The following is a 23,305-nucleotide window of genomic DNA, read 5'->3' on the forward strand; positions in this document are numbered from 1 at the left end:
TGCCATGAAATTTTCGGACGAACTCTTGATTGCATTCGTCAACGGCGAACTGGCCGAGCCGGCCCGTGCGGCGGTCGAACGCGCGCTGCGCGCCGACCCGGCGATCGCCACGCGCGTGGCCCAGCTGCGTGCCCGGCGTTCACGCGTGTATGGCGTGGTCGCGGGCGGGCGCGACGGCGGCGGCCACGCCCATGCGCATGGTTGCCCCGGGGGCGCGAAAATCGTCCAGCTCGACATGGTCCGCGCCGCGCGCAACGGCCCGCTGCCCACACCGCCGGCGCCACCGCCGGCCTGGACCCTGCGCCACTGGTGCGCGCTGGCCGCGGCGCTGGTGGCGGGCACCCTGGCCGGCGGCTTCGGCTGGCGTGCCTGGCAGGGCGAAGCGGAACTGGCTTCCCTCAGCGGCGCCGATGGCGCGCTGGTGGCGCAAGGGCGCCTGTCAGCGGCCCTAAGCGCGCAGCTGGCCAGCCCCGGTCCGTCGGGGCGGGTGCGCATCGGCATCAGTTTCCTGGCCAAGGACGGCAAGTACTGCCGCAGCTTCGTGATGGACACGACCGCCGGCCTGGCCTGCCGCGACGGCGGCGCCTGGAAGGTGCCGGTGCTGGCCCAGGGCGCGGCCGGCGCGGCCTGGATGGACGGCACCGGCTTGCCGCCGGCCGTGCTCGACGCCATCGACAGCCGCATCGCCGGTACCCCGCTCAGCCCCGACGCCGAGCGCGCCGCCCATGCCCGCGGCTGGAAACGTGAAGGGTAGGGTGGACTCCGTCCACGCGTAACGCCCGCATCCCGCCTGCGTCACTCCGTTTTCATATATAAAACACTCCGATTCGTAGGGTGGACTCCGTCCACGCGTAACCCCCGCATCCCGCCTGCGTCACTCCGTTTTCATATGTAAAACACTCCGGTTCGTAGGGTGGACTCCGTCCACGCGTAACGCCCGCATCCCGCCTGCGTCACTCCGGTTTTACATATAAATCGCACCTGCCAGCATCAAGCACTGATATCAAGCCGCGACTCGGAAGTCTCTTGCGGCCCATACGCCTGCCGCACTTCCTGCTCACGCGACTGCTGTGCCGCTGCGTTACCCGCAACCTCGCGCGCCTGCTTCTTCATATACGCAGCGCGCTCCTCCTCGCTCAGCTTGCGGTCATTGTTGGTATCGGCTTCGGCAATATAGTCGGACGCGGCGCTGTCGCTGCCGCCTGCCGCGCCAGCGCCCATGCGCGCACCGCCCGCCGCCGGCGCTGCCGTGCCGCCGGCGCCGGCCTCCGCCGTCCCGTCCGTGTCCGCCGCAGCCGCACCTGTATCCGTTTCGCCATCGCCCCCATCCACCGCCACCGCTTCCTCCTGCGCCCGCTGCACCCGTCCCGCATCGAACTGCGCGTCGAGCTGCCCACCCACCCGCGCCGTCGCCAGCGCCTGCGCGCTGGGCACGGCGGCCGTGCCGGCATCGACCACCGTGGACGTGGCCGCCGTCTCCTGCGCCTTGCGCGTTTCCACCCGCGCCGGCACCGTTTGCACCAGGCCGCTACCGCCAATTGCCGACACCATCGTCATTCCTTCGCTATCTGTCTTGTCCCATTAACGACGCAATCAACCGCACCAGCAGGGCAGGGAATGTAAAGCCGGGTAAAGCACGGCAAGCCAAAACGACCGATGCGCGACCGATTGCGCGCACGATTCCATATACACTGCCGTGGATTTCAGGTAACCTTGAGGGCGATATATTGTGTCTCTACGTCTGCGCTGCCGGTTTTGCCGGCGCAACGCGCCCACCGAGCCGGCCACAGGCCCAGGCCATGTTCCAGCCGGCGGCCCGCCCGCCCCTCCAGGAGTTGTCACTGCCGGCCACGCCTGCTGGGTTCGCGTGGTCATCGCCCGTAGAGCAAGTTGAATTCAAAGGGGCTCGATCAGTGATCGGTTTCCCTTATCCCGGAAAGAACAATGTCTGATACACAGATGAACACCGACGCCGCGGCTGTCGAACCGAGCGTGACCTTTGCCGATTTCGGCCTGGCGCCCGAGATCCTGCGCGCGCTGGCCGACCAGGGCTACGTCCATCCGACCCCGATCCAGGCCCAGGCGATTCCCGTCGTACTGCAGGGCCGCGACGTCATGGGCGCCGCCCAGACCGGTACCGGTAAAACGGCCGGCTTCTCGCTGCCGATCATCCAGTTGCTGCTGGCGCACGCCAACAGCAGCATGTCGCCGGCCCGTCACCCGGTGCGCGCCCTGATCCTGACCCCGACCCGCGAGCTGGCGGTGCAGGTGGCCGACAACGTGCGCGCCTATGCCCAGCACACGCCGCTGCGTTCGACCGTCGTCTTCGGCGGCATGGACATGAAGGGGCAGACCACCATCCTGAAGGGCGGCGTCGAAATCGTCATCGCCACCCCGGGCCGCCTGCTCGACCACATCGAACAGAAGAACGTCAGCCTGGGCCAGGTGCAGATGCTGGTGATGGACGAAGCGGACCGCATGCTCGACATGGGCTTCCTGCCCGACCTGCAGCGCATCATCAACTTGCTGCCGAAGAAGCGCCAGAACCTGATGTTCTCGGCCACCTTCTCGCCGGAAATCAAAAAGCTGGCCAACAGCTTCCTGCAACAGCCGGTGCTGATCGAGGTGGCGCGCAGCAATGCCACCGCCGAGAAGGTCACGCAGATCGTCTACAAGGTCGACGAAGAGCAGAAGCGCGACGTCGTCGAATTCCTGATCCGCCAGCGCGAGCTGAAGCAGGTCATCATCTTCTCGAACACGAAAATTGGCGCCTCGCGCCTGTCGCGCCACCTGGAGCAGACCGGCATCAAGGCCTCGGCCATCCACGGGGATAAAACCCAGCAGGAACGCATGGCCGCGCTCGAGGCGTTCAAGCAGGGGGAAATCGAAGTGCTGGTGGCGACCGACGTCGCCGCGCGCGGGCTCGACATTTCCGACCTGCCGTGCGTGATCAACTACGATTTGCCGTATAACGCCGAGGATTACGTGCACCGCATCGGCCGTACCGGCCGCGCCGGCGCTTCGGGAGACGCCTTGTCGGTGTATTCGGACAAGGACGAGCGCTTGCTGGCCGATATCGAAAAGCTGATCAAGCAAAACATCACACGCGGCGAGCTGACCGGTTTCGCGGTGCGCGCACGCGGACATGCCGAACGCGGCGAGCGTCCACAGCGTGGCGAACGCCCGGAGCGTGGCGAACGCAGCGAACGCGGCCCGCGCCGCAGCGAGTTTGAACGCGGCGAGCGCGGCGACCGCCCACAGCGCAGCTATGGCGCCGGCCCGCTGCCGCGCCGCGAAAAGGTCGACCCGTGGTTCCTGAAGCCGTACGAGCCGGCCAACGCGCCGCGCCCGGACAGCAACCAGAACCTGGCGGGCGCCCCGGCCAAGCCGAAGCAGAAGATTGCCGCCTTGCTGGGTGGCTTGCCGAAGCAGCCGCAGTAAGCACGGTTGCTTTTGTAAAAAAACCTGCGCGCCGCGAGGCCGCAGGTTTTTTACGTCCACGGCGCTGTCTATTGAATGTCGGACTCGAAAATGTGTTTCAGTTGGGAACTGATGAACCGCGTGGGCAGAGCCCACCCTATGGTGCGCTTCTGTTCACGGCTGGCGGATGCTCACGGGAATGAACCCGGCAAAATCGCCCGCACGCGCGCCAATAAATCTTCCTGGCGATAGGGTTTGCTCAGGATGTCGAGCCGCTGGCCGCGTGCCGTCGGCAATTCGTCCATGTAGCCGGTGGTGACCAGGATCGGGGTGCCGGGGCGGCGCGCGCGCACCTGGTCCGCCAGTTGCAGGCCGTTCATCCCGCCCGGCATCATCACGTCGGTAAACACGAGGTCGATCGCGCTGCCTTCTTCGAGCAGGGTGAGGGCCTGTTCGCCGCTCGGCGCCGACACCACCGCGTAGCCCGCGCCTTCGAGCATGGTTTCGGCCAGTTCGCGCACGTCTTCGTTGTCCTCGACCACCAGGATGCGGGCGCGTGCGCTTTCTTCGGCGCGCGCGGCATCGGCGTCGGCCTCAGGAGCGCCTGCACCCGTACCCGCGCCGGCGCCGTCCACCGGAAACACCATGCGCACCGTGGTGCCCTTGCCGGGCGTGCTGTCGATCTCGAGCTGCCCGCGCGACTGCTGCACGAAGCCATGCACCATCGCCAGGCCGAGGCCGGTGCCCGGTCCCTTGGTCGTGAAGAAGGGTTCGGTGGCACGCTGCGCCACTTCCGGCGGCATGCCTTCGCCTTCGTCGGCGATGCAGACCGCCACCTGACCGTCGCTGTCGGCGCCGCCCGCCACCAGCAGCGTGCTGACGCGCACCCGGCCGCCGTCGGGCATGGCGTCGCGGGCATTGATCAGGACGTTGAGCAGGGCCATCTCGAAATGCGTCGGGTCGAGCTTGCAGGCAGGCAAGCCCGGCTTCAGGTCGAGTTGCAGGACCACCCGGTCGCCCAGGGTGCGCACCAGCAATTCGGAAAATTCCACCAGCAGCGCGTTCAGGTTGACGCGCCGCGGTTCCAGGCGCTGTTTGCGGGCAAAGGTCAGCAGTTGCTGGGTCAACTTGCCGGCCTTCATGGCCGCGCGCTGGGCGCGGCGGATCGGTTCGGCACCAGCGCCCGATTTATCCATCGCCAGCAGGGCCAGCTCCAGGTTGCCGTTGATGACTTGCAGCAGATTGTTAAAATCGTGGGCCATGCCGGCCGTCAGCTGGCCGATCGCTTCCATTTTTTGCGCCTGCAGCGAGGAATGCTCGCTCATGCGGCGCTCGGTGATGTCGATCTGCGAAGCGAAGAAATACAGTAGTTCGCCATCCTGGTCGAAGATCGGGCCGATGTACAGCCCATTCCAGAATGGGGTGCCGTCGGCCTTGTAATTCAGGATGTCGAGGGCGACGGCGCGCCGTTCGGCCAGCGCCGCGCGCACTTCGGCGACCGTTTCGGGATTGGTCTGCGGGCCCTGCAGCAGCCGGCAATTGCGGCCGATCAGGTCCTTTTCCTCGTACAGCGTCAGGTCGAGGAAGGCGCGGTTGACGAACACGATCGGATCGTCCGGCTGGCGCGGATCGGTCACGACCATCGGCATGCGCGTCATTTCGACGGCGGCAAAGAAGACGTTGCCGCGGTCTTCCAGGCCGGGTTGCTCGATGTAGCCAGCCTGCCAGTGTTTCATGCCGGGGTTGCCGAGCGGATTGAAGGCGCTGCCTTCGAGCTGGCCGTCGGCAGGCACGCCGACGCTCTGGCCGCCGCCTTGCAGGTCGACCGGCGCATCTGCGTTTTCTTCGGGTGTCGAGCCGGTTGCCATGTGCTTGTCTCTGTGGTCGTGGTCGCGCAGCATGTGTGCGTGTCATCAGTGAGGTCATCCTAACGCAGGATCGGAACGGCGAACTGTGCGCGATTTCACGCAGGCCGATGAATGGCGGGCGGGCGCCTCGGCAGGTCGGCCACGGTCGAGAACAGCGTATAATCGCCAGGTCTCCGTTGCGTTGATGGGCATGCCATGAGGGAGCTGGGGTGGAACTGACAATTTCGCTGCTACTGGTCGCCTGTCTGGCGATCAACGCAACAAGCCTGTTCATTCCCCGCTTGTACACGGACGGCAGCTTCGCCGCCCTGCCGGCGCGCCTGGCGCTGGGCGCCGCGGTGCTGGTCTGCGCGATGAATATCCTGTTGCATTTTTTTCCGGGCAACTCATCGGCATGGATGACGCTCGCCGTGCTGGGCGCCTGCGCGCTGGCCGGCTGGAAGACACGTTCCCTCTCGACGCATGCGGGCAAGGCAGGCGCCTGCGCGCTGGTGTTCGCCCTCGGCCTGCTCTGCTGGCGCCTGCTGGGGCAGCTCAAGGCGGGCGCCCTGGTGCCGATCGAGGGCACCGGCATCCACGATGAACTCTGGTACATCTTCACGGCGGACTGGCTGCGTACGCACAGCCTGGCCGATGCCTTTCCACACAATCCAGCCTACCCACTGAGCTCGGTTGCCGGCGCCAATCTCGGCACGCTGCCGCGCATCGGCGCCGAGTCGCTGCTGGCCTTGTTCTCGAGTGTCGCCGGCGCCCCGCTCGAGCAGGTCTATCCGGTGCTGTTCGCCGTTGCCGCCGTGCTGTTCGGTTTCAGCGCCAGCCTGGGGTTCTTGCGCGAGGCCGACGGCGACTGGGCCTTCCTCGCGTTTGCCCTGCTGGCGGTGGCGCTGTCGCCGGTCGCACTGTTCATTTACGGCAACGAGAATTTCGCCACCATGTGGGGCCTGGTCTTCCTCGGCGGCTACTATTGGACGGTCGGACACGCGCTTGCGGGCGACGCTTCCCGCGGCAACATCGTTGCCGCCGGCATCTTTCTCGGCGCCTTGCTGGCGACCTATCCGGAGTTGCTGGCCGTGGCCGTCCCGGCCAGCGCGGTCCTGTTCGTGCTGGCCGTCGCGCGCGACCGTGCGGCCTGGCTGGCCAGTGCCAGGACACTGTCCCTGTGCGCCCTGGTGGCGCTGGTGGCCGCGCCGTTTGCCGTCGCGACCGCGTTCAAGGTATTGACCACCGGTGCGGCGGCGGCGCAGGGACCGAACCTGTTCTACCCGGACGTGTTCACGTCGATCACCCCGGCCAACCTGGTGCTCACGCTGCTCGCCTTCGACATCGAGGCGGTGCGCCGCTACCTGGGGGAGGCCGGCCCCTTGTTCGCCAGCATCGTGCTGGTGCTGGCGCTGCTGTTCGCGCCGCGCCGCGTGTGGCTGGCGACGGCCGGGCTGGCGCTGGGCAGCCTGGCGGTACTCGCGATCTTCTGGCGCCAGAACTACGGTTACGGCGGCATGAAGGCGATCGAGTTCATGGCGCTGCCGGCGGCGACCCTGCTCGGGGCCGCGGCGGGGCGGGTGGCGCCGGCGGGGCGCGCGCTGCTGTCGCGCGCACGCTACAGCGGCGCCGGCTCGGGCGTGCGCCTGCGGGTGTTCGCCCATGCCGCCTGTGTGCTGGCGGCGCTGGGGCTGGTAGGCTTGGTGTCGTGGGAGCGCTCGAGCACGTTCAGCCGCCATGGCGCAACGGCGCGCCTGTCGGACGAATTGCGCGGGGTGGCGGCGGCGCGCGCCGTCTTGCCGGCGCACGCCGTACTGCAGGTCGGACCGGAACTCGATCCCCACCCGTTCCTCTACAGCCGCTGGATCGCTTATTTGCTGCCCGACGTCGCGCTCGTGTACCCGACCGAACTCCAGGGCGGCGGCTATATCTATGGGCTGGAGCACGGCTACGACGGGCGCAAGGCGGCGGTGACGCACGTGCTCAAGGCGCGCGGCGCCGGCGCGCCCGCGGCGACGGCGATCTGGCACAACGCCGGTTTCGAGATCGTTCCGGCCGCCGCGGCGCCGTTCATGCTCGGCCGCGGCTTTCATCACGACGAGGGCTGGGGCCGCTGGATGGCCGAACGGGCCGAGGTCGAACTGCGTGACAGTTGTGCCCGCGAACTGCGGGTACGGGTCCATCACCGCTACGAAGCGGTCAAGGGCGACGATGCCCTGATCGTGGCGGCGGGCAATGTGGTGAAGCGTTTTCCGCTGCAGGGCGGCAAGGGCGAGATCGGTTTCGCCGTGCCCGAGGGCGCCTCGCGCGTCGAACTGCGTTCCGCCGCCGGCGGCGTTGCGCCGGCCAGCGTCGGCGGCGGCGACGGGCGCGTCCTCAGCTATGCCATCGAAGGAGTGAGTTTGACACCGTGCGCGCGGCAGCCAGCCCAGGCCGCGCGCTGATTCATTGAACTGGACAATCAGCCTATGTATCCGCTACACAATTGGCTTCTGGTCGGACTCGGCGTCGGCATCGGCTCGCTCGGTTCCCTGTGCATGAAGTGGGGAGCCGGCAAGCTGCCGCAGCAGTGGGAGGGCGGCATTCCCGGCCTGGTATGGCACGTCATGCTCAATCCACTCATCGTGGCCGGGATCGTCATGTACGCGATCCCGGCCGCGATCTGGATCTGGCTGCTGCGCACGATGCCGCTGACGGTGCTGCAGCCGGCACTGTCGCTGACCTATGTGCTGTCGGCGCTGCTGGCCGTGTTCGTCCTGAACGAACATGTGCCGCTGATGCGCTGGGTCGGGATCTTCATCATCATCTTCGGCGTGGTCATGGTCGCGCGCAACTGAACCGCCACCCCACGACAACCCCATGAACGATCTCGTCATCGCACTCAATTATTACCGTCCCTACGTCAGCGGCCTGACCAACGTCGCGCGCGACGTGGCCGAGGGGCTGGCCGCGCGCGGCTGGCGCATCACCGTCGTCGCCGCGCAGCATGCGCCCGCATTGCCGCGCGAGGAAATGCTCAATGGCGTGCGCGTGGTGCGCACGCCGGTGGCGCTGCGCCTCGGCAAGGGCGTGATCAGCCCCTCCTTTGTTGCCACCATCCGGCGCGAGTCGGCCAACGCGCGCGTGGTCAACATCCACGCGCCGATGCTCGAAGCGGGCCTGGTGGCCGCCGCCAGCCGGGCGCCGGTGGTGATGACCTACCAGTGCGACGTCAGCCTGCCGCCGACGCTGGCCGGCCGCCTCCAGAACAAGGTGCTCGACCTCTCCACCGCCATGGCGGCGCGGCGCGCGGCCTTCGTCACGGTGACCTCGGACGACTATGCCGACCATTCGCGCCTGCGCCAGGCCCTGACGGCGCGGCGCAAGGTCATTCCCGGCACCTGCCACATCCGCACCGGCGGCACCCCGGCCTACCGCGACGGCGCCGGCATGCACGTCGGCTTCCTCGGCCGCATCGTCGAAGAGAAGGGCGTCGAATTCCTGGTCGAGGGCTTCCGCGCGCTGGACGATCCGCAGGCGCGCCTGCTCATCGCCGGCGACTTCAACGCAGTGGCGGGCGGCTCGGTCATCGACCGGGTGCGCCAGCGCATGGCGGGCGATACCCGCATCAAGCTGCTCGGCTTCCTGCCGGATGCGGCGCTCGACGATTTCTATGCCTCGCTCGACGTGTTTGCCTTGCCATCCATAAATCCATTCGAAGCCTTCGGCATCGTCCAGGTCGAAGCGATGATGCGCGGCATTCCGGTCATCGCCAGCGACTTGCCGGGCGTACGCCAGCCGGTGCTGGCCACCGGCATGGGCGAGATCGTGCAGCCGCGTTCGGCCGCCTCGGTCACCGCGGCGCTCACCCGCCTGCAAGGCGCGCGCCCGGACGTCGAGCGCGGCGCCGCCCGGGCGCGCGCGCTCTACGCCTTCGATGCCACGCTCGACAAATTCGCCGCCGTGTTCGAAGAGGCGGCGGCGATGCGCGGCCAGCTGGCGGGCGCGCGATGACGATCTGCCGCGCTCCGGGTGCTGGCGCATATGCGCGTACGCCCCTGGCGGCGCTGGAAGCCTTGCTGCAGGTGTGAGGCCGGCGCGGTCCTTTTTCCTTTTTCCAGCCCTCTTTGCTGAAAGGTCCCAACGTCATGCGCGATCCCGTCCTTACCCGCTCCACGTCCGGCCAGGTGCTGGGCCTGCTCAAGCTGATGCGGCCGAAGCAGTGGATCAAGAACGCGTTCGTGCTGGCGCCGCTCGTCTTCACCAGCGAATTCATGCGCGCCGAATCGGTGCAGCGCGCACTGATGGCGGTATTTCTGTTTTGCATCGCCTCATCGGCGACCTATGTCGTCAACGACATGCAGGATGTCGAACGCGACCGCCTGCATCCGACCAAGTCGCGCACGCGCCCGCTCGCGGCCGGCATCGTCTCGATGCGGGCCGCCGCTGCCGTGCTGGCCCTGCTGTATGGCGTGCTGATCTGGGGCTGGTTCGCGATGGCGCCGACCATGCTGGTCATTACCGGCTACCTGGTGCTGAACCTGGCCTACACCTTCGCGCTCAAGCACGAACCGGTGGTCGACATCTTCACCATCGCGATCGGCTTCGTGCTGCGCGTGTATGCCGGCGCCACCGCGCTCAGCGTGCCGCTGTCGGCATGGATGTTCGTGACGACCCTGTGCCTGGCGCTGTACCTGGCGTCGGTCAAGCGGCGCCAGGAACTGAGCCACAACGGCGACGATGGCCGCAAGGTGCTGAAGAAATATTCGGTGGGGCTGATCGACCGCTATGCCGAAATGTCGGCGACCGGTGCACTGTTTTTCTACAGCATGTTCGTGATGTCGAGCCGTCCGGAAATGGTGATGACGGTGCCGCTGGTGCTGTTCGGCCTGTTCCGCTACTGGTACGTGGTCGAGCAGCTCGACGGCGGCGAATCGCCGACCGACGTCCTGTTCGCCGACTGGCAACTGGTGGTCACCGTGCTGGCCTGGGTCGCGGTGTCGGCCTGGGCGCTGTGGCCGGGGGGCTGAAGTGCGCTGCGCGGCTGAGCGGACGCGCTACCGCATGCTGAGCAGGCTGTATAATCGCCAACCAAACGCGCAGCCCGCCGCTGCCGCGTCCAGGCCCGCGCCGTCATGCCCGGGCGCCATGTCCGTCTCGCTGAGGTGCCGCGCCAACACGGCGCATTTGACCAGAGAGTGACTCATGATTGGGATGTTGTCCGGCGCCTGGCGCTACCGCTTCTTCATCGTTTCCTCCATCCGCACCGAACTGCGAACCAAGTTCATCCGCAGCCGCCTGGGCGGCTTGTGGATGATCCTCAATCCCCTGGCCCAGGTCCTGATTTTCGCCTTCGTGCTCTCGGCCGTGCTCTCGGCCAAGCTGCCGGGCATCGACAACCGCTACGCCTATGCCATCTACCTGATGGCCGGCACGCTCGGCTGGTCGCTGTTCGCGGAAATCGTCAACCGTTGCCTGACGCTGTTCATCGACAACGGCAACATCCTCAAGAAGCTGGCCTTCCCGAAAATCGCCCTGCCGCTGGTGGTGGTCGGCAGCGCGCTGGTCAACAACGTGCTGCTGCTGCTGGCCATACTCGTCATCTTCGGCACGCTCGGCCATGCGCCGGGGCTGGCGATACTGTGGCTGCCGCTATTGATGCTGGTGGCGATCACGCTGGCCGTCGGCGTCGGCCTGCTGTGCGGCGTGCTCAACGTCTTCGTGCGCGACGTCGGCCAGGTCGTGCCGGTGATCATGCAATTCGTCTACTGGTTCACGCCGATCGTGTACACGGTGAACATCATTCCCGCGCAATACCGGTCGTGGCTGAGCCTCAATCCCCTGATCCCGCTCGTGACCGCTTACCAGGACGTGCTGGTGTACGACCGCACTCCCGAGTGGAGCGGACTCGGCACGACCTTCCTGATCGGCCTCCTGTTCTCCGCCGTCTCCCTCGTGCTGTTCCGCAAGGCCAGCCCTGAAATGGTGGATCAATTATGAGCGGCGAACTGCAGGTGCTTAACCTGGGCAAATCCTACCGCCGCTGGGGCGGCGAACTGCGGCGGATGGCGTCCTGGTTCGTGCCCACGATCGCCCCGCGCGAAGAGCGCTGGGTATTGCGCCACGTGAATTTCGAGGTCAGGGCCGGTGAGGCCATCGGCATCATCGGGCAGAATGGCGCAGGCAAGAGTACCTTGCTCAAGATGATTACCGGAACCGTCCAGCCCACCGAGGGCGCGGTCCACATGCGCGGCCGCGTGGCCGCGATCCTCGAACTGGGCATGGGTTTTAACAGCGACATGTCCGGCCGCGACAATGTCTACCATTCCGCCGGCCTGATGGGGTATTCCTGGAGCGAGATCGAGCGCGCCATGCCCGCGATCGAAGCCTTCGCCGAGATCGGCGCCTATTTCGACCAGCCGATGCGCACCTACTCGAGCGGCATGCAGATGCGCGTCGCCTTCAGCGTGGCGACGGCCTTTCGTCCCGACCTGCTGATCGTGGACGAGGCGCTGTCGGTCGGCGACAGCTATTTCCAGCACAAGAGCTTCGACCGCATCCGCCAGTTCCGCGACGAGGGCGTGTCGATCATCTTCGTCAGCCACAGCCTGAGCGACGTGCGCACCCTGTGCGACCGGGTCATCCTGATGGACAAGGGGCAGGTACTCAAGGACGGCGCCCCGGACGAAGTGGTCGATTATTACAACGCGATGGTCACCGAAAAGGAAAACGCCAAGCTGACGGTGGAGCAGCGGCGCGAGAAGAATGGCTGGCTGATGACCAGGAGCGGCTCGGGCGAGGCGCGCGTGGCCGACCTGCGCCTGGTCGATGCCGCTTCCGGCGCCGAACTGGCGGTCGTCAACGTCGGCCAGCAGGTCGAACTGCGCCTCGACGTCAGTGTGCGCCAGGACTTGCCGCGGCTGGTGCTCGGCTACATGATCCGCGACAAGCAAGGCCATGTCATCTGGGGCAGCAACACCTGGCATACCGAACAGGTCGCCGAGGCGCCGCGCGCCGGCGAAACGATCCGCTTCCGGCTGCCGTTTACCTGCACCCTGGGGCCGGGTTCGTATTCGGTGTCGCCGGCCCTGGTCAGCTCCGATACGCACCTGGCGGACAATTACGAATGGGTCGACAACTTGCTGGTGTTCGACGTGGTCAACACCGGCCGCCATTTCTTTATTGGTAGTAATAGCCTCGACGCCCGATTTGTCATCGAGCGCGAGCGGGAAGAGACGAACTGATGGGTTTTCTTTCATACGCGCAGAATTTCGAGGACGTCATGCTCTGGCGTGCGCTCGGCCATATCCCGAACGGCACCTACGTCGACGTCGGCGCCCAGCATCCGCGCATCGACTCGATCAGCCGCGCCTTCTACGAGCACGGCTGGCGCGGCATCCACGTCGAGCCGGTTCCCGCGTTTGCCGACATGCTGCGCCAGGACCGGCCGGACGAGATCGTGCTGCAGGTCGCCCTCGGCGCGACCGAGGGCACGCTGGAACTCAACATCTTCGCCGATACCGGCCTGAGCACGGCGATTGCCGCCTATGCCGAGCGCCACCAAAGCGAGCGCGGCTACGAAGTGCAGCGCATGCACGTGCCGGTGCTGACGCTCAAGTCGGCGCTGTCGGCGCTGGTCGACAAGGATGTGCACTGGCTCAAGATCGACGTCGAAGGCTTCGAAGAGCAAGTGCTGCGCGGCTGGGACAGCACGCAACTGCGCCCCTGGGTGCTGGTGGTCGAGGCCACGATCCCGAATTCGCCCGCCACCGATTATGCCGGCTGGGATCCGCTGGTGACCGCCGCCGGCTACCGCTTCGTCTATTTCGATGGCCTGAACCGTTTCTACATCGCCGACGAACACCCGGAGCTCGCCGCCGCCTTCGCGGTGCCGCCGAATATCTTCGACACGGTCGAACTGAGCGGCCTGGCCAGCTGGGGGCTGTGCAACGTCGCCGTCGCCAACGAGCGCGCCCGCGCCGACCAGGCCACGGCGCAGCTGCGCGCATGCGAAGACGAACTGCACGCCGCGCACGCCGCCGCGGCGGCGCAGCAGGAGGCGGCGGCGGCACAGCAGGAGGCGGCGCAGGCCGAGTGCGCGCGCCTGTCCGCGCGCCTGGCCGAACTGGGACGCGAGACGCTGCTGCTGCATGAGCAGGTCGCGCATGGCGCGCTCGCACGGACCCGGATCGGCGCGCTCGAAGCCGAGGCCAGGGAGCGCGAAGCCACGGTCAGCGAGCTGGAAGCCGCGGTCAGGGAGCGCGAGCAGCTCTACGGCGGCATGCGCGCCGAGCGCGACGCGGCGAACCTCGAGGTGGCCGAGCAGCGCCACAAGGCCGAGCACTGGTGGCGCAGCGCCGAAGCCCTGCGCGAGGAACTGGCGCTGGTCTACCGCAGCCGCTCGTGGCGCGTCAGCGCGCCGCTGCGCCAGGCCGGCCTGCGCGCGCGCCAGTCGCGTACCTTCAGCGCACGTGTGCTGCGCTGGACGCTGCGCCAGGTCGCGCGTCTGCGCGGCAGGCTCGGCAGCCGCGGCGCGTCCGGCGCAGGATCGCAAGCGTCACAAGCGACGCAACACGGCGCCATGGTGGTGCTCAGGCAGGGCGGGGCGCCGGCGCTCTCGCGCCGCCTGTCGCGCAATGCCGCCCGCCTGTACGAAGACCTGAAGAACGCGGTGGACGAAGGGAAAACATGATGCGGATTCTGATCGACCTGCAGGGCGCCCAGACCGAAAGCCGGTTTCGCGGCATCGGGCGTTACTCCCTGTCGATTGCGCAGGCGATCGCGCGCAACGCCGGCGGGCACGAGGTCTGGCTCGCGCTGAGCGGCGCCTTCCCTGGCAGCATCGCCGACATCCGCGCCGCCTTCGCCGGCCTGGTGCCGCCCGAACGCCTCCGCGTGTTCGCGGTCCCGCAACCGGTCGCCGAGCAGGAACCGGTCAACCAGTGGCGCGCCCGCGCGGCCGAGCATATCCGCGCCCACTTCCTGCTCGAACTGCAGGCCGACGTCGTGCTCGTGTCGAGCCTGTTCGAAGGCTATGTCGACGATGCCGTCACCCACATCGGGCCGGCCACGCCCGGCACGCGGACGGTGGCGATCCTGTACGACCTGATTCCCTACCTGCGGCCCGACGTCTACCTGCCGACGGCGATCCTGCGCCAGTACTACGAGCGCAAGATCGCCTCCTTGCGCCGCGCCGACCTGCTGCTGTCGATCTCGGCATACTCGCGCACCGAGGCCGTGGCGACACTGGGCCTCGACCCGGAGCGCGTCGTCAACATCTCGACCGCGGTCGACGGCCGCTTCCAGCCCATGCGCCTGCCCGACGAACTGACGGCGCCGCTGCGCGCGCGCCTCGGCATCCGCCGCAAGATCCTGATGTACGCGCCCGGCGGCTTCGACAGCCGCAAGAATTTCGAGGGCTTGATCGACGCCTATGCGCGCCAGCCGGCGCACCATCGCGCCGACTACCAGCTCGTCATCGCCAGCAAGATCAGCCGCGGCGACCAGGTCAACCTGGAAAACCTGGCCGCCCGGGCCGGCCTGCGCGCGGACGAACTGGTGCTGACTGGCTATGTCGGCGACGACGAACTGGTCATGCTCTACAACCTGGCGGAGCTGTTCGTGTTCCCGTCCCGGCACGAGGGCTTCGGCTTGCCGGTGCTCGAGGCGATGGCCTGCGGCGCGCCCGTTATCGGCGCCGACGCGACCAGCATCCCGGAAGTGATCGGCAATCCCGATGCGTTGTTCGACCCCGCCTCGGTAGAGGCGATCGCCGCCTGCCTGCGGCGTTACCTGGACGACGCCGGCCTGCGCGAGCGCGCGCGCGAACACGGGCTGCGCCAGGCGCAGCGCTTTTCCTGGGACCGCAGCGCGATCGCGGCCGTGGCGGCGCTCGAGCGCCTGGTGGCGAACGACGCGCCGGCCGCCGCGCAGCCGTGGGAACAGCGGCAGGCGCAGTCGGCGGCGCGCTACCGCGCGCTGCTGCGCGACGTCGCCGCCGCGTACCGCAACGTGCCGCACGCGGACGACGACGAATTGAAATGGCTGGCCGAGATCATGGCTGCCAACCTGCAGCAAACCGAACAGGTGCGCCGCAGCCGCCCCTTGCCCGAGCGCCTGTCCTGGCGCATCGAAGGCCCCTTCGACAGCAGCTACAGCCTGGCGCTGCTCAACCGCGAGACGGCGCTGGCGCTGGGCGAACTGGGCCACGACGTCGGCCTGCATTCGACCGAAGGCCCGGGCGATTTTCCGGCCAGTGCCGCCTTCCTCGCGGCCAATCCGGAGGTCGCGCGCCTGCACCGGCGCATCGCCGCGCTGCGCCCGGAAGACGCCGACGTCAGCAGCCGCAACCTGTACCCGCCGCGCGTCGCGGACATGCGCGGACGCATCAACATGCTGCACCATTACGCCTGGGAAGAGTCGGCCTTCCCGGACGAATGGGTCACCTCCTTCAACGAACACCTGCAGGGCATGACCTGCCTGTCGGCGCACGTGCACAAGGTCATGATCGACCAGGGCGTACACGTGCCGATGGCGACCTCGGGCTGCGGCGTCGACCACTGGGAACGCGTCGCCGCCGACCGCACGCGCGCCTGCCCGGGACGGGGCTTTCGCTTCCTGCACGTGTCCTCGTGTTTCCCGCGCAAGGGCGCCGACGTGCTGCTGCGCGCCTACGGCGCCGCCTTCACCTCGGCCGACGACGTGACGCTGGTGATCAAGACCTTCGCCAATCCGCACAACGACGTCCACACCTGGCTGGCCGCGGCGCGGCGCGACTATCCGCTCTACCCGGACGTCGTGATCCTCGAGGAGGACATGAGCGACGCCGAACTGAAAGGTTTGCTGGAACAATGCCACGCGCTGGTGGCGCCGAGCCGGGCGGAAGGCTTCGGCATGCCGATGGCCGAGGCGATGCTGTCGGGCCTGCCGGTGATCACGACCGGCTGGAGCGGCCAGCTCGACTTCTGCACGCCGGAAACCGCCTGGCTGGTCGACTTCAGCTTCGCGCCGGCGCAAACCCACTTCTCGCTGTTCGGTTCGATGTGGGCCGAGCCGGACCAGGGACACCTGGGCCGCACCATGCGCGAGGTGTTCGAGGCGACGCCGGCGCAGCGCCGCCAGAAGGCCGAGCGCGGGCGCGAACTGCTGCTCGCCCGCTTCCGCTGGCGCGACGTCGCCGCGCGCCTGGTCGACGCCGCGCGCGCCTTTGCGGCGCCGGCCGCGCCGGCCGAGCAGAAGATCGGCTGGATCACCACCTGGAATACCAAGTGCGGCATCGCCACCTATTCGGCGCACCTGGTCCGCAACCTGCCGGCCGACGTAACCGTATTTGCCCCGCATGCCGAACAGCGCACCGCCGCCGACGGGCCGGCCGTGGTGCGCTGCTGGGAGTCGGGCGATGCCGATACGCTCGACGAACTTGCCGCCGCCATCGACGCCGCCGGCATCACCACGCTGGTCCTGCAATTCAACTACGGCTTCTTCAGGCTCGAGCACCTGAACGGGTTCCTGCTCGCCCAGCAGGCGGCCGGCAGGGTGGTGGTGGCGATGCTGCATGCCACGATTGACCCGCTGCACGTGCCGCACAAGCGGCTCGAACTCTTGCTGCCGGGGCTGCGCGGCTGCGGGCGCGTGCTGGTCCATGCGCCGGGCGACCTGAACCGGCTCAAGCATTACGGGCTGCTCGATAACGTCACGCTGTTCCTGCATGGCGTGCTGGACTGGCCGGAGCCGACACCGACACCGGCATCGACGCCGGCGCCGGCGCCGGTGCTACCCAGGGCGCCGAGCAACTTCACGATCGCCTCATATGGCTTCTTCCTGCCGCACAAGGGCTTGCCGCAGCTGGTTGAGGCGCTGGCGCTGCTGCGCAGCCAGGGGCGCGACGTGCGCCTGAACATGGTCAATGCGGAGTATCCGGTCGGCGAGTCGCGCGAGCTAGTGGCGCAGGTGCGCACCCTGGCGCAGGCGCTCGGCGTCGGCGACCACGTCGATCTCTGCACCGATTTCCTCGAAGACCATGCCAGCCTGGGACGCCTGGACGCCGCCGACCTGATCGTGTTCCCGTACCAGAACACCGGCGAATCGTCCAGCGGCGCGGTGCGTTATGGCCTGGCCAGCGGCCGGCCGGTGGCGGTGACGCCGCTGGCGATCTTCGACGACGTCAGCCGCGTCACTTTCCGCCTGCCCGGGCAAACGCCCGCCGACATCGCCGCCGGCATCGGCGCGCTGATCGACGATATCGCGGCCGGCGCCGCGCGCATCGGGGCGGTGCAGGCGGAAGCGGCGCGCTGGCGCGCGGCGCACCGTTATTCGCACCTCGGCGAACGGCTGTGCAACATGCTGACGGCACTGCGGGCGGCGCAGGAGAGGGAGCGCGCCGGCGGCGGGCCGGCCGGTTTTTCTCCGGCGCGCAGCTAGCTCGCCCGCGCCAGCGCGGCGCACACCCAATCGACGGCGCGTGCGCGCGCATCGCCGCAGGCGCCGTCATCGAGTGCGGCCACCACGCCGGCGCGCCGCGTGTGCGGCAGCGGAGCGCGCAGTGCCCGCACCGTGGCCGCCACCTCTCCCGTCGTGCACAGGAAGGCGTCGACCTCGGCGGGCAGGGCGCCGATCCAGCCGGCGTCGTCCGCCCGCGGCAGCGGGCAGGCGCCATCGCCGACGAAAAAAACCAGCCGGACTCCCAGCCGGACCAGGTGCGCATACAGCCCGTCGGCGCAGGCCGCGGCCAGCGTGGCCGACGTACCCCCCAGGGTGAGCAGGACGTCGCCGGTGCGGATGTCGGCGACCGCGCCCGCTCCGCTTGCGCCCGGCGCCGGCGCATGACGGTGATGCCAGGGGCCGCCGCGTGCGTTCAGGACGACCGACACCAGCGCTACCCCGTGCATGCCCTGTGCGTCCGCGTGCGGGATTTCCTGTAACGCGCCCAGGTCGAGCAGCAGCCGGCGCGGCGCGGCCAGGTCGGGCATGGCGGCGAAACACAGCGCCAGCTGCACCAGCGTGGATGCGTCGGCGCGCAAACCGGGGAGCGCGGCGAGCGCCTCCACCAGCGCTTCGCTGCCGCGCGGCGCCAGGGCAGCACTGGTAGCGGTGTGCTGTTCGAGCGCGCGCAGCGCGCGCCGGGCGGTCTGGTCCCAGGAGAACTTGCGTGCCTGCGCGCGCCCGTGCGTGCGCAGGCGTTCGCGCAAGGCTGGGTCCACCAGCACGGCCTCCATCCGCGCCGCGATCGCGCGCGGACAGGCCGGGTCGAACAGCGCCTCGTCCAGGCCGATCACTTCGGGAATGCTGGTGCTGTTCGAACCGATGACGGCGGCGCCGCAAGCCATGGCTTCGAGCGCCGGCAGGCCGAAGCCTTCGTGCAGGGAAGGCAGCACGAACAGCGTCGCCACCCCGTACAGGGCCACCAGTTCCGCATCGCTGACGTAACCCGTCAGGACCAGTTCGTCCGCCGTCACCCCATGGCGCGCCGCATGATCTTCCAGTTCGCGCCGCTGCGCATCTGAAAGGCGGCTCGCCACCACCAACTGATGGCCGGCGCGCACCTGCTCCGGCAGCAGGGCGTAGGCCGCGAGCAGGCCGGCCAGGTTCTTGCGCGCTTCGTAGCCGCCGGGGGCGCACATCACGAAGGGACGCACGATGCCGACACGGCGGCACAGCGCGGCCAGCTGCGCCGCCGTCGCACTGCCGGGGGCGAAGACCTCGTCGACGGCGCTGGAAATGGCCACCACGCGCTGCGGCGCCAGGCCGAGCGCCCCGATCGCTTCCGTGCGCGCGTAATCGGAAATCGACAGCAGCAGGCCGGCGCGCCTGAGCGAATCGATCTTGCGCATGTAGAACTGACGCAGGTCGGGCGTGCCCAGGTAGCTGTCCGGATTGAGCAGCGGGATCAGGTCGTACAGGATCACGGCGGTGCGCGCGCCCCCGATAAACGTGCCGACCGAAGCGACGGCATCGTCGAGATAACCCTCGAACAGGCTCGTTACCAGCACGACGTCGGGCGCCAGCCTGGCGATGAATTCTTCACGCAGCATCTCGGCGGCGCGGGTGCGCGGCGCCGCGTTCGGGTCGGTTTCGGCCACGCGTCCCGGCGTCTCGAATACCCGGATGCGCTCCTGCGGCAGCAGGCCGTCGAAATCGGCGCGCAACGCGCCGATGCTGTCTTCGAGCGCGGCGTTGAGCACCAGCCAGATCTCGTGGGGGCCGGCGTTGCGCAGCATGGCGCGCGCGAGCGCCGTCGCATAGCGGCCAATGCCGCGGAAGCGGCTGGCCGTCTGCGCGGCCTGCAGGTCGATCACGATGCGCATCGGCGTCAGCGCTGCCGCAGCTGCGCCTTGAGGGCGTCATGAGCGGCCTGCGCGTCCGGCGACAGGTCATTGGCGTCGAGCGGGACATGCATGCGCCGCGGCGGCAAGGGCCGCAGGCGTAGCTTGATTGTCCGCAGCAGCCGCTGCAGGCCGGGTGCGTGCGCGAGCAGGGTGCGCGCCAGGCGCTTCATGTGCCTGATCATGTGCCCAATCATGCGCGGCCAGCCCGGTCGAGCGCGGCCGCCAGGAGACCGGCCGCACCGTCAACGTTGGCGCCGGCGTCGAAACTACAGGCGACGACGCCGCGCGCCAGCCACGCCGCAGGCGCCGCTGCACCATCGGGGACGAGCGTGAGCCAGGCGTCGCCCGCGCCGGCGTCAGCCACGGCGTCGTCGAGCTCCAGGTCGGCCCGGCCGATCAGGCCGAGCGTGAAACGGCGCGCGTAGCAGTAGCGGCTGCCGTCATGGCGCACCGGCTCGATACGCCAGCCCGGCGGCGCTTGCGTGAGCAGCGCGCGCAGCAGCGCTTCTTCGGCGGGCGCCGGCGGGTGCCCGACGTCGACCAGTACCTGGCGCGCACCGCCGCGCGGCCGGTTGGCGGCGATCGCCGCCGCTGTCTGCAGCAGGTCGGCCTCGGGCACGGCGCTGCCCAGGGCGGCGATCGCTGCCAGCAGGCGCCGTTCGGCCGCGCGCGCGCCCTCGTGCGCAGCCGCTTCGATGGCGTCGTGGTACAGCGCGGCGGCATGCGCCGGCGCCGCGGCCGGCGCCAGCACGCGCCAGCCGGCGGCGCAGGCGGCGCCGTACCAGTGCGTGGCCTGCGCGAGCATATCGGCCGCGGGCACGATCACGCCGGTGGCACGATCGAGCACCGTCTTGTTGCACGGGTAGGCCAGGCAGGATGCCGCCCGGCCCGTGTCCTTTTCCTCGGCCAGCGCCGCGTAACCGTGCGCCAGGTACAGCGCGCGGTAATACCGGCCGGCCGGGCCCTGGCCGGCTTCGGCATCGCTGATGGCCTGGCCGAGGAAGAAGTCGTCCAGCACGACCATGCCCGGGTGGCGTTCCAGCAGGTCGAGCAGGGGCGCCAGGCCGGCCACATTGCCGACCTGGTAGACGATGCGCTCGAAGCCGTCCGCGTTGGCCTCGAACCAGGCGCCTTCCTGCGCCGGCACCAGTTCGATGTCGTAGTACTGCGCCAGCGCCGCCAACAGGCCGGCAGGGGAGCGTGCGGGCACTGCCGGCACGACCCAGGCCAGGCGCGGCCTGGCGGGCGCGGCGCCGGCCGCCGCCACGCGCGTGGCGTGCGTGCGGGGGTGGCGCGCATGGGCCTCTTCGAAGGCCTCGATCGCGCGCCGTGCGCTGGCCTCCCAGGAAAACCGGGCGGCCTGCGCCAGGCCATGCGCGCGCAGGCTGGCCTGGCGCGCCGGATCGGCGAGGACGGCGGCCATGGCGGCGCCGATGTCGCCAATGCGGGCTGGATCGAACAGGGCGTCGGCGCGGCCGATCACTTCCGGAATGCTGCTGGTGTTCGAGCCGATCACCGCTGCTCCGCAAGCCATCGCCTCCAGCACCGGCAGGCCGAAACCTTCGTGCAGCGAGGGGAACACGAACAGCGCGGTGCAGTTGTAGAGCGCAACCAGGTCGTCGTCGGACACGAAGCCGGTCAGTACCAGCTCGTCCTGCGCCAGGCCGCGCTTTGCCGCGAGGCGCTCCAGGCGGACGCGCTCGGGCGCCTGGACGCTGCAGACCACCGCCAGCTGGTACTGGCGGCGCAGCGGCGGCGCCAGCCCGGCATAGGCTTCGATCAGCCCTTCGATGTTCTTGCGGTAGTCGATGCCGCCGGTGTACATGATGAATTCGCGCCGCAGGCCAAGGCGCGCCAGCAGTGCGCTGCGCGCCTGCGGCGCCAGCACGCGCGGGTGGAAGCGGGCGTCCACCGCCGACGAGATATTCACGATGCGCTCAGGCGGCAGTCCGAGCAGCTCGGCGCCTTCGCGGCGCGCCGATCCCGAAATCGCCAGCAGCAGGTCGGCGCGTTTGATGTTCTCCAGCTTGCGCCGGTACCAGGCGGCCACGCTCGGGTCGCCCAGGTAGCGTTCCTTGTACACCAGCGGGATCAGGTCGTACAGCGTGACGGCGCTGGCGAAACGGCCTTCGTCGTGCGGCACCGAGGTGATGGCGTTGTCGCCCAGTCCTTCGAACAGGCTGGCAACGTGGACGACGTCGGGACGCAGGCCGGCAAGGTAGTGTTCGCGGATCCGTTCGGCGCTGTGCAGGCGCCAACGGTTGCGCGGATCGGCTTCGCTTGCCGGCAACGGTACGGCGAAGGTGGTGATGTGCGACTGCGGCAGCAGGCTGTCGAAGGCTTGCCTGATCGCGGCGACGCTGTCGGGATAGGCGTCGTTGAGGACGATGCGCAGGTCGTGACCGGCCGGGTTGCGCGCCATGGCCAGCGCCAGCGCCATCGAATAGCGCCCTATGCCGCGCTGCATGCTGGAAGCCTGGCAGGCTTGCAGGTCGAGGACGATGCGCATCGGCGGTGGCTACGGCGTACTGGTGCGGTCGATGGCGCGGCGCAGGTCGCGCAGCACCTCGCGCGCGCTGTCGGTCAGCTCGGTTTCGTCGGAGAGATGGACCGGCACGGTTTGCCAGTCGCTGCGGCGTGACTGGGCGACGGCTGCACGGACGCGGCCGGCGAGCGTTGGGAAACGGTAGATCTGGCGGCGCAGGAACAGGTCCAGGCGCGGGTGCGCGACGACCAGGGCGGCCGCACGCAGCGCGGCCATCCTGAGGATCTGGCCGCGCACGCTCGTCATGCAGCGCTTGCCTGGTCCGCGCAATGCGGGCACGACACCCCGTACACGTACTGCGGCGAGAGCTGCTCGCGCGGGGTGACCACGGCGCGGCAGGCGAAGCACTGGGTGGTGACGGTCGGTTCGAGCTTCGGGTTGAGCGCGGTGCGGTAATCGAAGACGAAGCAGTCGCCCGTGTAATGGGCGCCGCCGACGTCCTCGAAGTATTTCAGGATGCCGCCCTCTAACTGGTAGACGTTGTCGTAGCCGATGTTCTGCATGTGGATCGCCGCCTTTTCGCAGCGGATGCCGCCGGTGCAGAAGGTGACCACGGTCTTGCCGGCGAAATCGTCCTTGTGGGCGGCGATCACGTCCGGGAACTCGGTGAACTTGGCGATGCGGTAGTCGACCGTGTTCTCGAAGGTGCCGACGTCGACTTCGAAATCGTTGCGCGTGTCGACCATCACGACCGGCTTGCCATCGTCGTCGTGACCCTGGTCGAGCCAGCGTTTCAGGGTGGTCGCTTCGACGGAAGGGGCACGGCCCAGTTCCGGTTTGATCAGCGGCATGCGCATGGTGATGATCTCTTTCTTGATCTTCACCAGCATGCGCTTGTGCGACTGTTCTTCCGAATGGCTGTACTTGACGTCAATGTCGGCGAAGCGCGCGTCGCTGCGCAGCCAGGCCAGGTAGCTGTCGATGTCCGCCGGCAGGCCGGACAGGAACATGTTGATGCCTTCCGGCGTCAGCAGGATGGTGCCTTTCAGGTTCAGCTGCGCGCAGATCGCCTGGAACTTCGGACGCGCGTCTTCGGTGTCGTCGAAGCTGACGAATTTGTAGGCGGCGATGTTGACGTAGGAACCGGCGACCGGGGCGGCCGTCGTGTGATGGGTGGTGGTTTGCATGATTGCCAAGTAGCTCAATTCTGGTCAACCGCTATTATAAGCCGTCGGGCTCGCGCGGAAATC

At 68.5% G+C, this 23,305-nt stretch carries 17 protein-coding genes; 10 read left to right on the forward strand and 7 right to left on the reverse strand.

Annotated features, from left to right (window positions below):
- Positions 1–4 precede the first annotated feature (4 nt).
- The gene (locus IFT60_RS01750; protein WP_192048853.1) at positions 5–754 is read left to right on the forward strand and encodes an anti-sigma factor family protein; all 750 of its coding nucleotides are present in this window, start codon (positions 5–7) and stop codon (positions 752–754) included.
- 236 nt (positions 755–990) lie between these two features.
- Here the strand turns inward: IFT60_RS01750 and IFT60_RS01755 are convergent, their stop codons facing one another.
- Positions 991–1,551, reverse strand: coding sequence for a hypothetical protein (locus tag IFT60_RS01755; protein WP_192048855.1), 561 nt, complete (start codon positions 1,549–1,551; stop codon positions 991–993).
- Between the two features lie 393 nt (positions 1,552–1,944).
- Here IFT60_RS01755 and IFT60_RS01760 point away from each other — a divergent pair, with 393 nt between their 5' ends.
- Positions 1,945–3,441 (forward strand): DEAD/DEAH box helicase, encoded by a 1,497-nt coding sequence (locus IFT60_RS01760; protein WP_229510644.1) that lies wholly within the window; start codon positions 1,945–1,947, stop codon positions 3,439–3,441.
- 170 nt (positions 3,442–3,611) lie between these two features.
- Here IFT60_RS01760 and IFT60_RS01765 read toward each other — a convergent pair whose 3' ends face one another.
- Positions 3,612–5,288, reverse strand: a complete 1,677-nt coding sequence (locus IFT60_RS01765; protein ID WP_192049393.1) for a response regulator — start codon at positions 5,286–5,288, stop codon at positions 3,612–3,614.
- 209 nt (positions 5,289–5,497) lie between these two features.
- Here IFT60_RS01765 and IFT60_RS01770 point away from each other — a divergent pair, with 209 nt between their 5' ends.
- From IFT60_RS01770 to IFT60_RS01805, 8 genes are all read left to right on the forward strand, one after another.
- The gene (locus IFT60_RS01770) at positions 5,498–7,711 is read left to right on the forward strand and encodes a hypothetical protein (protein WP_192048857.1); all 2,214 of its coding nucleotides are present in this window, start codon (positions 5,498–5,500) and stop codon (positions 7,709–7,711) included.
- A 24-nt stretch (positions 7,712–7,735) separates the two neighbouring features.
- Positions 7,736–8,104, forward strand: coding sequence for an EamA family transporter (locus IFT60_RS01775; RefSeq protein WP_192048859.1), 369 nt, complete (start codon positions 7,736–7,738; stop codon positions 8,102–8,104).
- Between the two features lie 22 nt (positions 8,105–8,126).
- Complete coding sequence (locus IFT60_RS01780; protein ID WP_192048861.1) at positions 8,127–9,260, forward strand: glycosyltransferase family 4 protein; 1,134 nt, start codon at positions 8,127–8,129, stop codon at positions 9,258–9,260.
- Between the two features lie 134 nt (positions 9,261–9,394).
- The gene (locus tag IFT60_RS01785; RefSeq protein WP_192048863.1) at positions 9,395–10,276 is read left to right on the forward strand and encodes a decaprenyl-phosphate phosphoribosyltransferase; all 882 of its coding nucleotides are present in this window, start codon (positions 9,395–9,397) and stop codon (positions 10,274–10,276) included.
- Between the two features lie 175 nt (positions 10,277–10,451).
- Positions 10,452–11,246 (forward strand): ABC transporter permease, encoded by a 795-nt coding sequence (locus tag IFT60_RS01790; protein WP_192048865.1) that lies wholly within the window; start codon positions 10,452–10,454, stop codon positions 11,244–11,246.
- Positions 11,243–12,490 (forward strand): ABC transporter ATP-binding protein, encoded by a 1,248-nt coding sequence (locus IFT60_RS01795; RefSeq protein WP_192048867.1) that lies wholly within the window; start codon positions 11,243–11,245, stop codon positions 12,488–12,490. The genes IFT60_RS01790 and IFT60_RS01795 overlap by 4 nt, the downstream gene beginning before the upstream one ends.
- Positions 12,490–13,938, forward strand: coding sequence for an FkbM family methyltransferase (locus IFT60_RS01800; protein ID WP_192048869.1), 1,449 nt, complete (start codon positions 12,490–12,492; stop codon positions 13,936–13,938). Before IFT60_RS01795 ends, IFT60_RS01800 begins: the two co-directional genes overlap by 1 nt.
- The gene (locus IFT60_RS01805) at positions 13,935–17,666 is read left to right on the forward strand and encodes a glycosyltransferase (RefSeq protein WP_192048871.1); all 3,732 of its coding nucleotides are present in this window, start codon (positions 13,935–13,937) and stop codon (positions 17,664–17,666) included. Before IFT60_RS01800 ends, IFT60_RS01805 begins: the two co-directional genes overlap by 4 nt.
- Here IFT60_RS01805 and IFT60_RS01810 read toward each other — a convergent pair.
- The 5 genes from IFT60_RS01810 to IFT60_RS01830 are packed head-to-tail and all read right to left on the reverse strand — an operon-like array spanning position 17,663 to position 23,242.
- Positions 17,663–19,549 carry a glycosyltransferase family 4 protein gene (locus IFT60_RS01810; protein ID WP_192048873.1) on the reverse strand — a complete coding sequence of 629 codons (1,887 nt, stop codon included), beginning with the start codon at positions 19,547–19,549 and terminating at the stop codon, positions 17,663–17,665. The genes IFT60_RS01805 and IFT60_RS01810 overlap by 4 nt on opposite strands.
- Positions 19,550–19,554: 5 nt before the next feature.
- A complete protein-coding gene (locus tag IFT60_RS01815) occupies positions 19,555–19,740 on the reverse strand; it encodes a hypothetical protein (RefSeq protein ID WP_192048875.1) in 186 nt (61 codons plus the stop codon).
- A gap of 20 nt (positions 19,741–19,760) precedes the next feature.
- Positions 19,761–22,079, reverse strand: coding sequence for a glycosyltransferase family 4 protein (locus tag IFT60_RS01820; RefSeq protein WP_192048877.1), 2,319 nt, complete (start codon positions 22,077–22,079; stop codon positions 19,761–19,763).
- A 9-nt stretch (positions 22,080–22,088) separates the two neighbouring features.
- Complete coding sequence (locus IFT60_RS01825; RefSeq protein ID WP_192048879.1) at positions 22,089–22,361, reverse strand: hypothetical protein; 273 nt, start codon at positions 22,359–22,361, stop codon at positions 22,089–22,091.
- Positions 22,358–23,242: a sulfurtransferase gene (locus tag IFT60_RS01830; protein WP_192048881.1), complete on the reverse strand. Its 885-nt coding sequence runs from the start codon at positions 23,240–23,242 to the stop codon at positions 22,358–22,360. The genes IFT60_RS01825 and IFT60_RS01830 overlap by 4 nt, the downstream gene beginning before the upstream one ends.
- Between the last annotated feature and the right edge of the window lie 63 nt (positions 23,243–23,305).

The organism is Massilia sp. CFBP 13721 (assembly GCF_014842025.1).
Classification (GTDB): domain Bacteria; phylum Pseudomonadota; class Gammaproteobacteria; order Burkholderiales; family Burkholderiaceae_D; genus Telluria.

Coding starts and splice junctions, on each gene's coding strand:
- IFT60_RS01775 (WP_192048859.1), top strand. CDS start 7,736: ATGTATCCGCTACACAATTGGCTTCTGGTCGGACTCGGCGTCGGCATC.
- IFT60_RS01795 (WP_192048867.1), top strand. CDS start 11,243: ATGAGCGGCGAACTGCAGGTGCTTAACCTGGGCAAATCCTACCGCCGC.
- IFT60_RS01760 (WP_229510644.1), top strand. CDS start 1,945: ATGTCTGATACACAGATGAACACCGACGCCGCGGCTGTCGAACCGAGC.
- IFT60_RS01810 (WP_192048873.1), bottom strand. CDS start 19,549: ATGCGCATCGTGATCGACCTGCAGGCCGCGCAGACGGCCAGCCGCTTC.
- IFT60_RS01765 (WP_192049393.1), bottom strand. CDS start 5,288: ATGGCAACCGGCTCGACACCCGAAGAAAACGCAGATGCGCCGGTCGAC.
- IFT60_RS01785 (WP_192048863.1), top strand. CDS start 9,395: ATGCGCGATCCCGTCCTTACCCGCTCCACGTCCGGCCAGGTGCTGGGC.
- IFT60_RS01815 (WP_192048875.1), bottom strand. CDS start 19,740: ATGAAGCGCCTGGCGCGCACCCTGCTCGCGCACGCACCCGGCCTGCAG.
- IFT60_RS01800 (WP_192048869.1), top strand. CDS start 12,490: ATGGGTTTTCTTTCATACGCGCAGAATTTCGAGGACGTCATGCTCTGG.
- IFT60_RS01790 (WP_192048865.1), top strand. CDS start 10,452: ATGATTGGGATGTTGTCCGGCGCCTGGCGCTACCGCTTCTTCATCGTT.
- IFT60_RS01755 (WP_192048855.1), bottom strand. CDS start 1,551: ATGGTGTCGGCAATTGGCGGTAGCGGCCTGGTGCAAACGGTGCCGGCG.
- IFT60_RS01805 (WP_192048871.1), top strand. CDS start 13,935: ATGATGCGGATTCTGATCGACCTGCAGGGCGCCCAGACCGAAAGCCGG.
- IFT60_RS01750 (WP_192048853.1), top strand. CDS start 5: ATGAAATTTTCGGACGAACTCTTGATTGCATTCGTCAACGGCGAACTG.
- IFT60_RS01825 (WP_192048879.1), bottom strand. CDS start 22,361: ATGACGAGCGTGCGCGGCCAGATCCTCAGGATGGCCGCGCTGCGTGCG.
- IFT60_RS01830 (WP_192048881.1), bottom strand. CDS start 23,242: ATGCAAACCACCACCCATCACACGACGGCCGCCCCGGTCGCCGGTTCC.
- IFT60_RS01820 (WP_192048877.1), bottom strand. CDS start 22,079: ATGCGCATCGTCCTCGACCTGCAAGCCTGCCAGGCTTCCAGCATGCAG.
- IFT60_RS01780 (WP_192048861.1), top strand. CDS start 8,127: ATGAACGATCTCGTCATCGCACTCAATTATTACCGTCCCTACGTCAGC.